A 15,151-nucleotide genomic window follows, 5' to 3' on the forward strand; every position below is an offset into this window, starting at 1 on the left:
TATACTTCAGAACCCTGATGTTCCCGGTCAGTTGTCCTCAGGAATCCTCCGGACGTCTGCGGTAATTTTCACACTGCCCGATAGCAGTAACCAGAGAAAATCCGTATCATGCTCAGCAAATCCTCTGTTTATCACTCCCCGGGAGAACGCGGCGCTATGACGCAAACATTTATTCCAGGCAAAGATGCCGCTTTAGAAGATTCGATTTCACGGTTTCAGACTAAACTTCAGGCCTTAGGCTTTAATATTGAAGAGGCCTCGTGGCTGAACCCGGTACCTAATGTCTGGTCGGTACATATCCGTGATCGTGACTGTCCCCTGTGCTTCACTAACGGCAAAGGAGCCACTAAAAAAGCCGCACTGGCCTCTGCGTTAGGGGAGTATTTTGAACGTTTATCCACTAACTATTTCTTTGCAGACTTCTGGCTGGGTAACCGTATTTCTTCCGGAGACTTTGTCCATTATCCGAATGAAAAATGGTTTCCGTTGACCGAAGATGATGATTTGCCGGAAGGATTGCTCGATCCTGAATTGCGCCGTTTCTATGACCCAGAGAATGTACTGGGTGCCAGCCTGCTGATTGATCTGCAGTCCGGTAATGATGATCGCGGGATCTGCGCGTTGCCATTTACCCGTCAGTCTGACGATCAGCAGGTCTATATTCCGATGAACATTATTGGCAACCTTTATGTTTCCAATGGGATGTCTGCCGGGAATACTGCCAGTGAGGCACGGGTACAGGGTCTGTCCGAAGTTTTTGAACGTTATATTAAAAACCGGATTATTGCCGAATCCATCAGCCTGCCAGCGATACCTGATGCAGTCATGGCGCGCTATCCCGGCGTGGTTGCAGCTATTAACCAACTGGAAGCCGAAGGGTTTCCAATTCTTGCATATGATGCATCGTTAGGCGGCCGGTATCCGGTCATCTGTGTGGTGCTGTTTAACCCATCAAACGGCACCTGTTTTGCTTCTTTTGGTGCACATCCTGATTTTGGCGTTGCTCTGGAACGTACCGTCACTGAGTTACTGCAAGGGCGTAGCCTGAAAGATTTGGATGTATTTACTCCGCCAACATTTGATGACGAAGAAGTGGCAGAACACACTAACCTGGAAACCCATTTTATTGACTCCAGTGGCCTGATTTCATGGGATATGTTTAAAGATACTCCTGACTATCCGTTTGCAGACTGGTCGTTTTCCGGAACCACAGACGAGGAATTTTCGACGCTGATGAACATTTTCCGTGCCGAAAATAAAGAAGTTTATATCGCCGACTATGAGCATCTGGGTGTTTATGCCTGTCGGATTATTGTTCCGGGAATGTCTGATATTTATCCGGCAGAAGATCTGTTACTTGCTAACAATAATATGGGTGCTGGTTTCCGCGAAACTTTGCTCAGTCTGCCGGGGAGCGAATGGGAGGCTCAGGATTATCTTGACCTCATCTCTCAGATGGACGATGAAGGTCTGGATGACTTTACCCGTGTCCGTGAGTTGCTGGGGCTGGCTACGGGGAAAGATAATGGCTGGTCCACGCTGCGGGTGGGTGAACTGAAAGCCATGCTGGCCCTGGCGGGGGGAGATACAGAGCAGGCACTGATCTGGACCGAATGGACCATCGAGTTTAACAGTTCAGTATTCAGTGCGGAACGGGCAAATTATTATCGTTGCCTGCAAACCCTGCTGTTGTTAGCCCTGGAAGAAGAACGTACTCCGGCGGAATACCTGAATGCATTCAACCGGATGTATGGCAGTGATGCTGTTCAGGCAGCTTCTGCAGCCATCAGTGGAGAGGAACCCTTCTACGGATTGCACCAGGTTGACCTTGAACTTACGGCTTTCCCTGCCCATCAATCACTGCTGGCAGCTTACGAGAAACTTCAGACAGCGAAACGTCAGTTCTGGTCAAGTCAGAGCGCGCAGTAATCTGTTGTTGAGAAAATTATGATTGCAAGGCGCCGGATTTCCGGCGTTTTTTTTGTCTGAAATTTCACCGGACTGGCACCGCACCTTTTCACTGAAATGTCACTTTCCATGGTTATGATTAACCTGCGGGTTACTGCATCCTCAATCAAAAAATAAAGCAGATATTAAAAATTATTTTAACCTTAAATATCAATTTGTTACCTTAATAACTCATAAAAATCCGCCTCATTACCTCCATTGCACACAGTTAAAACTGATCCAGGTCAACTTAGGGAGTATTGCCATTTGGTACTCTGTATTCAGAGAAAAACCTGAGGGTCTGGTGTGAAAACTGACAATCCTTTTGATTTGTTAATGCCCGCGGCTATGGCGAAAGTTGCTGAAAATGCCGGGGTGTATAAAGCGTCAAAATCGCCACTCACCACCTTTTTTTTAGCCGTAACGGCCGGTGTTTTCATCTCAATCGCCTTCACATTCTATATCACTGCCACTACAGGCACTGGCTCATTGCCGTTTGGTATTTCCAGACTGATTGGGGGTTTTTGCTTTTCACTGGGTCTGATTCTTGTCGTGATATGCGGTGCTGATTTATTCACATCCACCGTCTTGATTGTGGTGGCTAAAGCCAGCGGCCGTATTAGCTGGGGGCAACTCACCCGCCACTGGATAATTGTCTACCTGGGGAATTTATGTGGTGCACTGTTTTTTGTCGGTCTGATCTGGCTCTCGGGAGAACATATGACCGGCAACGGAGCATGGGGTCTGAATGTACTGCAGACTGCAGACCATAAAATGCATCACACATTTACTGAAGCTGTCGCCCTTGGGGTCCTGGCCAATCTGCTGGTCTGTCTGGCGGTATGGATGAGTTACTCCGGACACTCACTGACAGACAAAACTTTAGCGATGATTTTGCCGGTGACGATGTTTGTTTCGAGCGGATTTGAACACAGTATCGCAAACATGTTCATGATCCCAATGGGTATTGTAATCAAATACTTCGCCACTCACGATTTCTGGCAACTAAGCGGTGCTTCGGCAGAACAGTTTAGTTCTCTGACCCCCTGGCAGTTTATTACCAATAATCTGATTCCTGTCACTCTGGGCAATATTATCGGTGGCGGTTTGTTAGTGGGACTGACTTACTGGATTATTTACTTGCGGAACGGTAATAGTGAAGATTAATTTATAGATACTGCACTGAACAGATTTTGTACTGACTGACGAAATATTGTCGGTTGTATGCTGAATTCAACTTAACAAGGCAGATAAATCATGACTGAATTTAATGAAAAAATGAACCAGGCCTGGCAGGGATTTACTGCCGGTGAATGGCAGAGTAGCGTTAACGTACGTGATTTCATTCAGAAAAACTATACTCCTTACCAGGGGGATGAAGCCTTCCTGAGTACAGCAACAGAAGCAACAACTGTACTGTGGGACAAAGTGATGGAGGGCATCAAAATTGAAAACCGGACCCATGCCCCGGTAGATTTTGATACTGACCTGGCTTCAACAATTACTTCACATGATACCGGATATATTAATAAATCTCTCGAAAAAATTGTCGGTCTGCAAACCGATGCTCCGCTGAAACGTGCGCTTATCCCCTACGGAGGTATCCGTATGGTTGAAGGTTCCTGTCAGGTATATGGCCGTGAACTGGACCCGTCGCTCAAAAAAATCTTTACTGAATACCGTAAAACACATAATCAGGGGGTATTTGATGTCTATACTCCGGATATCATGCGTTGCCGTAAATCAGGCATTCTGACAGGATTACCTGATGCCTATGGTCGTGGCCGTATTATCGGTGATTATCGCCGTGTCGCACTATACGGTATTGATGCTTTAATGAAAGACAAACTGGCACAGTTCGGATCACTGCAAAGTGACCTGGAAAACGGTAATGGTCTGGAAGAAACCATTCGTCTGCGGGAAGAAATTGCCGATCAGTACCAGGCGCTTAAAGATATGAAAGAAATGGCCAGCCGCTATGGTTGTGATATTTCTATGCCGGCGACTGATGCACGTGAAGCCGTACAATGGACTTATTTCGGTTATCTGGCAGCCGTAAAATCACAGAATGGTGCGGCAATGTCTTTCGGACGGGTATCCACCTTCCTGGATATCTATATGGAACGTGACTTGCAGACCGGCAAAATCAGTGAAGACGAAGCCCAGGAACTGATTGACCATCTGGTAATGAAACTTCGTATGGTCCGTTTCCTGCGGACTCCGGAATACGATGAGCTGTTCTCAGGAGACCCTATCTGGGCGACTGAATCTCTGGCCGGTATGGGTCTTGATGGACGGACTCTGGTCACTAAAAGTACGTTCCGATTCCTGAACACCCTTTACACCATGGGTCCATCACCGGAACCCAACATGACCATTTTGTGGTCTGAACAATTACCCCTTAACTTCAAAAAATTTGCGGCAAAAGTCTCCATCGATACTTCATCAATCCAGTATGAAAATGATGATCTGATGCGCCCTGACTTTAACAGTGATGACTATGCAATTGCCTGTTGTGTCAGCCCAATGGTCGTCGGCAAACAGATGCAGTTCTTCGGTGCCCGTGCTAACCTGGCAAAAACCATGCTGTATGCCATTAATGGTGGCATGGATGAGAAACTTAAAATCCAGGTAGGCCCTAAAGAAGCGCCAATGACCGATGAAGTCCTGGACTTCGATAAAGTGATGGCCCGTATGGATCACTTTATGGACTGGCTGGCGACTCAGTATGTCACCGCACTGAATGTCATCCACTATATGCATGACAAATACAGTTATGAAGCGGCGCTGATGGCATTACATGACCGTGATGTTTACCGGACCATGGCATGTGGTATCGCCGGACTCTCCGTGGCAGCAGATTCACTATCTGCCATTAAATATGCCAAAGTTAAACCAATCCGCGACGAAAATGGTCTGGCGATTGATTTCGAAATTGAAGGAGAATATCCACAATTTGGTAATAATGATTCACGTGTTGATGAACTAGCCTGTGATCTGGTTGAGCGGTTTATGAAAAAAATTCAGAAACTGAAAACATATCGTAATGCCGTACCTACTCAGTCAGTACTGACTATTACTTCTAACGTGGTTTACGGTAAAAAAACCGGCAATACCCCGGATGGACGCCGTGCCGGAGCACCGTTTGGTCCGGGCGCAAACCCAATGCATGGCCGTGACCAAAAAGGTGCTGTTGCCTCTCTGACCTCGGTGGCGAAACTGCCCTTTGCCTATGCAAAAGATGGTATCTCCTATACTTTCTCGATTGTACCTAACGCACTTGGCAAAGATGACGATGTACGTAAAGCCAACCTGGCGGGTCTGATGGATGGTTATTTCCATCATGAAGCAAACATAGAAGGTGGACAGCATCTGAATGTTAATGTCATGAACCGCGAAATGCTGCTTGAAGCTATGGATAACCCGGAAAAATATCCACAGTTGACCATTCGTGTTTCAGGTTATGCGGTCAGATTCAACTCCCTGACCAAAGAACAGCAGCAGGATGTGATTACCCGTACCTTTACTCAATCAATCTAAGGTTGTCGGCTCAGGTAAAAGGCTCCCGACGGGAGCCTTTCTGGTCTTAATGACCACGTCCTTAGTCAACAGCAACATAATGATACCTGCCAATCCCGGCCTGCGGTTTCTGCCGCAGCTTACCCCGGAGGAAACATCGCATGTCAGTCACTGGTCATATCCATTCCGTTGAATCCTGTGGCACCGTTGACGGTCCTGGAATTCGCTTTATTGTCTTTTTTCAGGGCTGTCTGCTGCGCTGTCTGTATTGCCATAACCGGGACACATGGGACCTCCATGGGGGTAAAGATGTCACCGTTGAGGAGCTGATGAAAGATTTGTTGGCCTACCGCCACTATATTTCAGCCTCCGGCGGAGGGGTTACTGCATCCGGCGGAGAGGCGATTCTTCAGGCAGAATTTGTTCGTGACTGGTTCAGGGCTTGTAAGCAAGCAGGTATCGATACTTGTCTGGACACTAACGGCTTTGTCAGACGTTATGATCAGGTGATAACTGAACTGTTAGATGTCACAGACCTGGTCATGCTCGACCTGAAGCAAATCAACGATGAAGTTCATCAGAAACTCACCGGCGTGCCTAATCACAGGATGCTGGAATTTGCGGAACATTTACACAAAATTAGTAAACGGACCTGGATAAGGTACGTGGTTGTGCCTGGTTATAGCGATGATGATGAATCAGCTCATCTTCTGGGACAGTTCACTGCGCCAATGGAAAACATCGAGAAAATAGAGTTACTTCCTTACCATGAGCTTGGTAAACATAAATGGACCACTATGGGAGAAGAGTACCAACTGGAAGGAGTAAAACCCCCTTCCAGGGAAACGATGGAGCGGATCAAAACCATTCTTGCCGGTTACGGGCATAAAGTCATCTACTAGGTTGATTTCCGGAAAGAAAAAGGGCCCTCAGGCCCTTTTATCATTACTAAACTCATTTCCTGATATCAGGCATGGGCCACAGGAGTTGTCTGATGATTAGCTTTGCGCAACAACATCAGTAAATAAACAAATGAAACCGCGGCAATCATGGTAAACAAAACATTGTCTGAATAATGTTCCATCAACAGTGAAATCATGCCCGGGCCAATCAGGCTGCCCACGGTATAACTCAGCAATAATGTCTGATTCATTGCAATCAACTCATGGTGCTCCACCCGCTCACATGCCCATGACATTGCCACCGGATAGAGGGTAAAACATGAGCATCCCAGAATAAACAGCGCGGGAACCATAGCCAGCTGAGATAACATGGCAACAGCACCAAGGATAACCATAAAAACCTGGACCCGTAACACTGTCAGTCGTCCAAAACGGTCCGCCAGCCTTCCTACCGGCCACTGGCCGAGTATCGCAGCACTGACCAGCAACGCCATCCAGTAGCCGACATTCGCGTCACTCATCCCTCGGTGGGACAAGTACAACGGCAACAGGCCATACAATGATCCCAGCACGATACCAGACAAAATACAGCCATTAATACCAAGACGCGATGATCTTCGGGTAAACATAGTGCGAATTTTTGGAGTGCCGTTTTCTTCCGCAATTTGTGGAGTACTGATGCGGGCAAAGAATAACGGTAATATTGCCACGATGATAAACATGACCAGCATTGGAATTATATAACCGACATCGTCCGGGAAAAAACTTACCAGCAATTGCCCGAGCACCGTAGCGCCATAATAAACGATCATATAAGCAGCGAGTAGCCGGCCACGGTTACTCAGTGTACCTGAACAAAGTAAGGCACTTTCCACCACTACCCAAATCAGAGCACATCCAATGCCCGCCAGAAAACGCCATAGTGTCCATCCGGTAAAACCTCCGGTAGCTAACAGAGCACAGGTCGCTATGGCAAACACGATAGTGGCAATATAATAGCTGCGATTAAAGCCCAGTTTCCGGATAACTCTTCCGGCTATCACCGTTCCCAACAAGTTGCCGGTGAAATAGGCAGAACTCACTACACCCACCTGCCAGGTAGCGAATTGATCATGAGACAACCATAGCGGCACCAGTGTGTTTAAAACCGCTACGGCGATAGTTAATAATAGTAAGCCGGAAAGCAAAAGCAAGACAGGACGGGACCATGCAGACATAGCCATAACCACAGAACAATAATAATTGTGGCGAATAATGGCACCAGCAATTTTAAAGTCAATTGACAAAAATCAACAGAGCATTTTTTGCTATCGCAGGAAAGTTCTAAGGCAATAATAAGGGAAACAATAGTGGGATCTTTATGGTGTGGCACACCTGTGATGATAAGTAAAATTCCCAACCCCTGTCGTTTTTTGATTGTTTTATGTACCGAATAATATTCACCAAGAGAATGAACGGTCGCTCATTCCCTTGCTGTTTCAGTAACTGATCACAACCCTGCGGAATTGTTGTTGCTGAGCGACTTGTACCGGTTCTTGGTTGACACGAATGTGGTAGGCCACCGGCCGGTTACAATGCACATTTATCCGTGCATTGTTCGCTGAAGTGACCAGTGACATCGCACAGCGATTAACAACCTGTAAATGCACGTTGACTGCAGCCTCAATTATCGCTGCAGACGAAGGAAACGCTATACCTGAACAAGCAACTGATAAAAATACCGATAAAACTATAGCTAACGTATATCTGCCCGGATTCCGCATATCCTCTTCCCCCTGCAATGACTGCATCAGGCTTATGCTTTCCGCCCTGTTTTCGTAAATTAAATATAAATGCCTTAAGCAATCTGTGCTGCCTTTTGAATTAGATATACAAGAGCCACTAATTATTTTCAAACAAAAAGATGAATTTTAATGATTAAAATCATAATAATAGAAAATTATGATAACCATATGACCAAAAAATGATTAGACAAATTTACAAGAGGATAAAAACAGAACAAAGAAGGATTGCACAGCCAGCGGTATTAACGGCTGTGCAACTTTAGAGGGTCAGTCCATGGGCGAGGGTTCAATAATTAAGCGTTACAGTCACAATATCACTGTAGTGACCGGGGGTAGGCCAGCGTTGTGTTGGCACCACACCATAAACACTCAGGCTCTGGCTTGCGCCGGTGGCTGACAGCACTGTCTGGGTATTGGTATCATTCCAGACTTTGCTGTGGGCGGCATCCTGATAAAGCTGGTAAGACACACACTGATTATCTTCGGTATTACACAGATAACGTGTTGATTGCTGGCTGTGCAAACCATTCCCTAACCCGATGGAGAACGCTGTATTTACCGGACACGTCACTGTCACCGTTGAAGTCGACGTACCTGATAAAGATGAGGACGTAGCCGGGCTTTGCTGACCAAAATTCAGATCGCTAACATCATTAATCATACAGCCATTTTTAACTACTGAATTTGCCGACAGTTGCACTGTCCTGGTATTAGTTGCCGGCATGGCAGCACAGGAAGGTAACTGGTTACTGCTTGTGGCATAGACATATTTAATGACTGACCATATGCTATAATTGTAATAATCCAGAGCGGCCAGTTTACTTTGTCCGGCAACAATGCGGCCAATTAAAGTAAAATCCTGTTCCGTTGTTTGCCCCGCCGCTAGCAGAAAATCCTGCTGTGCGAAGACAGCGCTATTGGCGCCAAGAGCAACGCCAGAATCACCTCCCGGGTAGAGATTAAAATACAGCGGGTAACCACTGACACCATTAGGATTCATCGCCAATGGTGCCGTATCCTGCAGGTACAAACAGGCGCGGACATATTCAGGTACCGAATTATAATTACTACAGGTGAACGGTATTTGTCCTGAGGTAGAGGCTGCCTGACCTGCAGTCACTGTCCCGAAGCTGAATGTGGTACCACCTCCGTTCCAGCAGTTTGAATCCGCAGAAGCACTGGCAGAAAAACCCAATCCGAGGCCTGTTACTATGATTAATAATAAAATTCTGATCACTGGCATATAGCCTCCATTTGCACCACACTTTTTGCTGCAGGCAAGTGTGCGGGTAATTTGATCCGACAATCACCGTCGGTACGATGGACTATCACCTCTCCACTGGCAGGAGGGTCTTCCAGGTATATATTGCCCTCATAGCCAACAATCGTATGCGTTGTACCTGTGGCTGGCAGATGGCCTTGTTTATCAGAAACACCGACTTCCGCGGCAAAAGGCAATGCAGCTCCATCTTGTTGTTTACCTGTAATCAACAACGCATGAGTCCGGTAAATAGAAAATGCGGCAACAGCCCCGCCACCACTCTTCGGAATGACTTCCTGTTCGGTATATAACGCGCGGAAATCTTCCGGTAGGTTCAGTACACCAATGGTAATATCGTTTTTGAAGTATGGATCGAGATCATTCAAAAACATCGTACCATTCTTATCGGTTTTTCCGGCCAGTCGGTGTTGCAGATATACGGGAATATCCGGAACGCCAGCAGTATCAACAATGGCAAACGAATCGCCAAGCTCACGGGTTGCATATGCATGCCCCATAAAGATTCCAACCGCTCCGGAGAGTGACGTGTAGTAATTATCCTGATGGTTATAACGGTTATACCCCAGTTCCCAGTCACTCCAACGGGTGCGTTGACGGTAGTCGGCGTGAATATCAGAGCTATCGCCATTCTGTACAGAAAGATCTCCGCCCCAGCCGGGTTTATTTGAATCAAGCACCCGCGACAAGGTCAGTTGATTATTCGTTGACTCATTTTCCTGCGAACGTTGAACTGACATATATCCACTTTCGGATAATGGCAGGGTCACGTTGATGTACAGGGTTTTATCACGGGTATTTTCTAATGACTGCGTCATACTGGTAGCAATATTTATACGATGGCCAAATGTTTTAAACCATGACAGGCCGGCATATTGCTGATGTAGCTTTGGATATTGCCTATTAATCCAGCTCATTCCCAGCGTACCAATATGATCGAATGACCAACTGACAAACGCATTGTCAGAACGGGTTGATAATGTCCCTTCAGTAAATACCGACATATCACGAAACTGACTATCACGTCGGGTTTCTGTCGCAGAAGCACTGAAACGCTGGTTTGACCATTGCCAGCCAATGCCCCACTGCTTGCCGGTATTTACATCGTGACGGCTGACAGAAAAATCACTGTGTACTATCCCCAGCGACGGCGATAACAGATAATTAAATCCTAAACCGCCGTTTTGCAGAGGCTGCCCCTGTTCTGTGTGTCCTTCAAGTGTAAGATCATCAGTTAGTCCGTAACGCCAGTTCCCCGCCAGCATTAAGTCCGGGTCATAACTGAATGATCGATAAGTATAATTTTCGCGAATCCAGCCGGCATTAACACTCCAGGTATTCAGTCCGCGTGTCAGGAGCAAATTTGAACCATACAGATTCAGGTTGACGACCCTTTGCTGTCCATTGATATCGGTGATAACTACCTGAGCCGTACTGCTGCCGGTAAAAAATGGCGTGGTGTTTAAGGTGAACTGGCCCGGATTTACACGTTGTGAGGATTGCTTAATGCCCTGCACATATAGATCCACCGTCGACGGTAACGCCGTAGTGTCAGATAGCACATCCTGAGATGAGGTGTTAAAGTTCGGCTGCAAGGTGTAATCATGGGACAAACTGATTCCAGCAAAACGCACACTGTTGGTCCATGATTGTGACCCCGTGTAACTATCACCGAGGGTCAGACTTAATAACTTATCAGGATTATCATAACTCCAGGATGTCATTAACCGCTGAGTACCGTTGTCGGATTCTCCCTTCAGGTGTTCGAAGCGGCTGTTAAACGAGCTGCTGAAATTTCCCGGCCCGATGCCAAAAGAACGCAATTGGGTATAGGCGGTCAGCGTCTGACCGGAGACATCCTGACTGGAATAGAGATCATAATTAAGCGCAATACCTTTTACCGGCGTTGATAATTGCCCGTTGCTGATAAGCCCGGCATGTCTCATGCTGTTAAGTTGTTGATTTCCGCCAAGCCATTGTTTATCCGCCTGAATATTAAGTACCTGCTGTAATGCATCGTATTTAATGAGCAGGCCTGGGTGACTACTAAAATCAATATTATTTCCTGCAGAACTCAATCTCTGCGTATTGATATTTAGTTTCTTAGCATCGTTGGCTGAAATAAAGAAATGCTGGTCTTTTTTTCTTATCTGAAACAGACCACTGATGGGTGTGCCATTGACAGTAACGGTCAAATATAACAATTCATCCGACGCGGCAAAAACAGATGTAGATAAAAGCAACGTGGTGCATAAAAAAAAAGTTTTATTGACTGATAATCGGCACTGTTTTTGTTGTTGCATCATCATTTACAGTAAAAGTAAGAGTTGAGCCGGAATAGTTCCCTTTTGGTAATGACCATGAACGGGTGCTATGCGCTAAAACATATCCCATCAAACCTCTGCTGATAGTGACCTGATGTTGCCCTGAAGATAAGATGACATTGCTCAGTTTCAAATGCTGCGGACCGTTATTTTCTATCCAAAGGCGTGTCGGCACCGAATGGCTGTCCAGATGAAAAGTAAAATCTTTCATGTCGATAGCAGTCTTAGGTGTGTTAATAAACACCGGCAGTGTATAGCGTAATAAAAACCTGACAGCATGCTCTCCTTGTTTATCCATCGTTCCTGGCAATTCATCGACAACCAGTTTATAAGACTGTTCATTCGGTCCGGCAGGTGCAGGAAGGATAACCCTGAGTAACTGTTGCTTACCTGGGGGGATTGCTGTCATTGGCGGACTCACGACTAAGTCTTGTGTTTCAGTTAACACATCATCCTTGTTTTGCTGAGTCCACCTGAACACCCGAACCTGAGCACTTATCGGGTCAGATCCGGTATTATTGACGTAAATAGCTTTTACATTCTCTCCGGCTGAGAAATTAATATTGACCGGAAAGACCTGTAAACTGGCAGCATATGAACAGGAAGTAAAACAAATAGTAAAAATAAAAATACTATAATAACGTAACTTGCGAATCATATGCCTGGCCCGTCAGTAAAGAAGATTAATAATCTATTTTCAGTAATACGGTATCGGTATAATCACCTGCGGGTGCAACCTTCAGCGCATTCGCACTTACCTGACCATAAATCTTTATATTCTGCTCCAGTCCAGTGCCGGTTTGTGTGGTACCACTGGTGAGTGCGGTAGTAGCCGCCTGGTCTGTATACAGGTTGTAAGCAATTTTATTTCCACTGGTGTCCGACATTTCATAATCATGCGAACTGTCAGAGGATAATTTGTATGGAGTATTTTTAGTACAAACAACATTCGCTGTTGCTTCTGCTGACAAATCACCGGCATTACTGTATTTCTTACCAAAATTCATTTCGCTGGCAGAGATACTGCACGCCTTGAGTACGGTCAGGTAGACATTCATATTGGCAGTTGCCTGCGCAGTATATGTTGAACTCTCATCAGCATTGCTTACTGCGCTAAAACCTAAAGATGAACCTAAAGAAATCAATAATAGTGATTTTTTAAACATACATTTCTCTTTGTTATAATTTCTGAATTTATAATGCGTTATGAATCTTATCTGTGACTTCTTTATTCTTTCAAAAATAATGGAAATCCGGATGATTCGCAATGCGGCAGCATTATACCTGCCAAAAGTAAAAAACCAATATTTGTACTTATGTATAACTTTCAATCGATAAAGCGGCGAAGCTATACACCAAAAAAAATAAAAAAATAAGCATAAAAAACTACACAATAACTGATATTCAGTACAAAACGAATAAAACACGCCAATAAAAACGATATAATATTTTTAGAGATATTTAGGAATTGATAGGGCAACCCCTTTTTTTACTTAAGAAATAATCAGAGTATTTCACTGAAATAAGGTTAAATAAATTACTAATTTAATGAGGATTTGCATTGACACCTACACGCGAGATTAAAAAACAAACCACATTGTAATGCAAATGTTTTGTTAATGTGATTAAATTACCACTTATAGATCATAAAATATACATATAAATGGTAACTAAAACATCCACGGATTATTATAATCATAATTAGCCATCTGGATGGATATTTCAGCTGATAATTCGCTAATTCCTCATGGCTATTTTTTGGCCACATAAATCACTACTAAATACAGCTTAAATATTTATTTCAGACCGGTTTAATCAGGCAGCTATATATTTTATTGCTGTATCATTACTGGTTCAGGAAAGCATGATGTCAGCCCGGGGTAAAGAAATACTGTCAATTTAATCCCGGGGTTCGCAGTCAAGGCTTCTGACTTACTGATGGCCGGTTTCCTGCTGCAGATTACTGGCTTTATCGGGCACAAAAAAATGCCAGCAAATTGCCGGCATTTTGTCTTTCAGAATCTTTCTGATTAACCGATGAACTCAATATTATTCATATACGGGCGCAGGACATCAGGAACCCGAATACGTCCGTCAGCCTGCTGGTAATTTTCCAGTACTGCAACCAGGGTACGTCCCACGGCCAGACCCGAGCCATTCAGTGTATGCAACAAACGGGTCTTTTTATCCGATTTACTACGGCAACGGGCCTGCATACGACGAGCCTGAAAATCCATAGTATTTGAACAGGATGAAATTTCACGATAAGTGTTCTGAGCCGGGAGCCAGACCTCGAGATCATAGGTCTTACTGGCCCCAAATCCCATATCACCGGTGCATAACAGCATCTTACGATATGGTAAGTTCAGCAACTGAAGCACTTTTTCGGCATGCCCGGTCAGTTCTTCAAGCGCCTGCATGGAATCTTCAGGAGCAACCACCTGTACCATTTCGACTTTATCAAACTGGTGCATACGAATCAGGCCACGGGTGTCACGTCCGTAAGAACCAGCCTCAGCACGGAAACAAGGTGTATGTGCGGTCATTTTGATGGGTAATGTATCTTCATCAATAATTTCGTCACGCACCAGATTCGTCAGCGGGACTTCCGCCGTGGGAATCAGAGCATAATTACTGCTGTCCGCTTCTTCTTCCAGAGGACGGGTATGGAACAGGTCATTACCAAATTTTGGTAACTGCCCTGTTCCAAACAGTGAATCGTGATTAACCAGATAAGGCACATACATTTCTGTATACCCATGCTGGCTGGTATGTAAATCAAGCATAAACTGGCTCAGAGCGCGATGCATACGAGCAATCTGCCCTTGCATAACGACAAACCTTGAACCTGTCAGTTTAACCGCAGAAGCGAAATCCATCCCACCTGCCATTTCGCCAAGATCGACATGGTCGCGCACTTCAAAACTGAAGACTGTTGGCTCACCCCATCGGCTGACTTCAAGGTTATCACTGTCATCTTTCCCCAAAGGAACATCGTCTGCAGGTAAATTAGGCAGGGCCAGTGAGAAGTCGCGGATTTCGGCCTGCAATACATCCAGTTCAGCTTTTGCTGCATCCAGACGTTCACCCAGATCATTCACTTCCTTACGCAATGGCTCGATATCTTCCCCACGCGCTTTGGCCTGACCGATGGATTTGGATCGTGAATTGCGTTCAGCCTGAAGGTTTTCAGTTTCTACCTGCAACACTTTACGACGTTCTTCCAGAGAACGCAGCATTTCAACATCCAGAGTAAATCCCCGGCGTGCCAGTTTTTCTGCAACTGCGTCTGGCTCATTACGCAGCAGATTGGGATCGAGCATGCTTATCCTGTGTATGAGTTAATGAATTGAATTTTCGTCGGGAAAAACCACAATACGAAATTTTACGACTCAC

Annotated in this window: 10 protein-coding genes; 4 read left to right on the forward strand and 6 right to left on the reverse strand. The window is 45.4% G+C overall.

Features of this window, described 5'->3' with window-relative positions:
• The first annotated feature begins 156 nt into the window (after window positions 1–156).
• The 4 genes from ycaO (at window position 157) to pflA (ending at window position 6,368) form a co-directional block, all read left to right on the forward strand.
• On the forward strand, window positions 157–1,929 hold the full coding sequence (gene ycaO / locus B3Z23_RS04575) for a 30S ribosomal protein S12 methylthiotransferase accessory factor YcaO (protein ID WP_294902010.1): 1,773 nt from the start codon (window positions 157–159) through the stop codon (window positions 1,927–1,929).
• 324 nt (window positions 1,930–2,253) lie between these two features.
• Window positions 2,254–3,114, forward strand: a complete 861-nt coding sequence (gene focA, locus B3Z23_RS04580) for a formate transporter FocA (protein ID WP_294902011.1) — start codon at window positions 2,254–2,256, stop codon at window positions 3,112–3,114.
• Window positions 3,115–3,204: 90 nt separating this feature from the next.
• On the forward strand, window positions 3,205–5,487 hold the full coding sequence (gene pflB / locus B3Z23_RS04585) for a formate C-acetyltransferase (RefSeq protein ID WP_294902012.1): 2,283 nt from the start codon (window positions 3,205–3,207) through the stop codon (window positions 5,485–5,487).
• 140 nt (window positions 5,488–5,627) lie between these two features.
• The gene (gene pflA / locus B3Z23_RS04590) at window positions 5,628–6,368 is read left to right on the forward strand and encodes a pyruvate formate lyase 1-activating protein (protein ID WP_294902013.1); all 741 of its coding nucleotides are present in this window, start codon (window positions 5,628–5,630) and stop codon (window positions 6,366–6,368) included.
• A 65-nt stretch (window positions 6,369–6,433) separates the two neighbouring features.
• Here pflA and B3Z23_RS04595 read toward each other — a convergent pair whose 3' ends face one another.
• From B3Z23_RS04595 to serS, 6 genes are all read right to left on the reverse strand, one after another.
• Window positions 6,434–7,585, reverse strand: a complete 1,152-nt coding sequence (locus B3Z23_RS04595) for an MFS transporter (RefSeq protein WP_294902015.1) — start codon at window positions 7,583–7,585, stop codon at window positions 6,434–6,436.
• Between the two features lie 853 nt (window positions 7,586–8,438).
• Window positions 8,439–9,395, reverse strand: a complete 957-nt coding sequence (locus tag B3Z23_RS04600; protein WP_294902017.1) for a Csu type fimbrial protein — start codon at window positions 9,393–9,395, stop codon at window positions 8,439–8,441.
• The gene (locus B3Z23_RS04605; RefSeq protein ID WP_294902019.1) at window positions 9,386–11,626 is read right to left on the reverse strand and encodes a fimbria/pilus outer membrane usher protein; all 2,241 of its coding nucleotides are present in this window, start codon (window positions 11,624–11,626) and stop codon (window positions 9,386–9,388) included. Before B3Z23_RS04605 ends, B3Z23_RS04600 begins: the two co-directional genes overlap by 10 nt.
• A gap of 70 nt (window positions 11,627–11,696) precedes the next feature.
• Window positions 11,697–12,413 carry a fimbrial biogenesis chaperone gene (locus tag B3Z23_RS04610; RefSeq protein WP_294902021.1) on the reverse strand — a complete coding sequence of 239 codons (717 nt, stop codon included), beginning with the start codon at window positions 12,411–12,413 and terminating at the stop codon, window positions 11,697–11,699.
• 25 nt (window positions 12,414–12,438) lie between these two features.
• Window positions 12,439–12,921, reverse strand: coding sequence for a Csu type fimbrial protein (locus tag B3Z23_RS04615; protein ID WP_294902023.1), 483 nt, complete (start codon window positions 12,919–12,921; stop codon window positions 12,439–12,441).
• 864 nt (window positions 12,922–13,785) lie between these two features.
• Window positions 13,786–15,078, reverse strand: a complete 1,293-nt coding sequence (gene serS, locus B3Z23_RS04620) for a serine--tRNA ligase (protein WP_294902024.1) — start codon at window positions 15,076–15,078, stop codon at window positions 13,786–13,788.
• Window positions 15,079–15,151: the final 73 nt, after the last annotated feature.

The sequence above is a fragment of the Tatumella sp. UBA2305 genome, from assembly GCF_002345795.1.
GTDB classification, from domain to species: Bacteria; Pseudomonadota; Gammaproteobacteria; order Enterobacterales; family Enterobacteriaceae; genus Tatumella; species Tatumella morbirosei.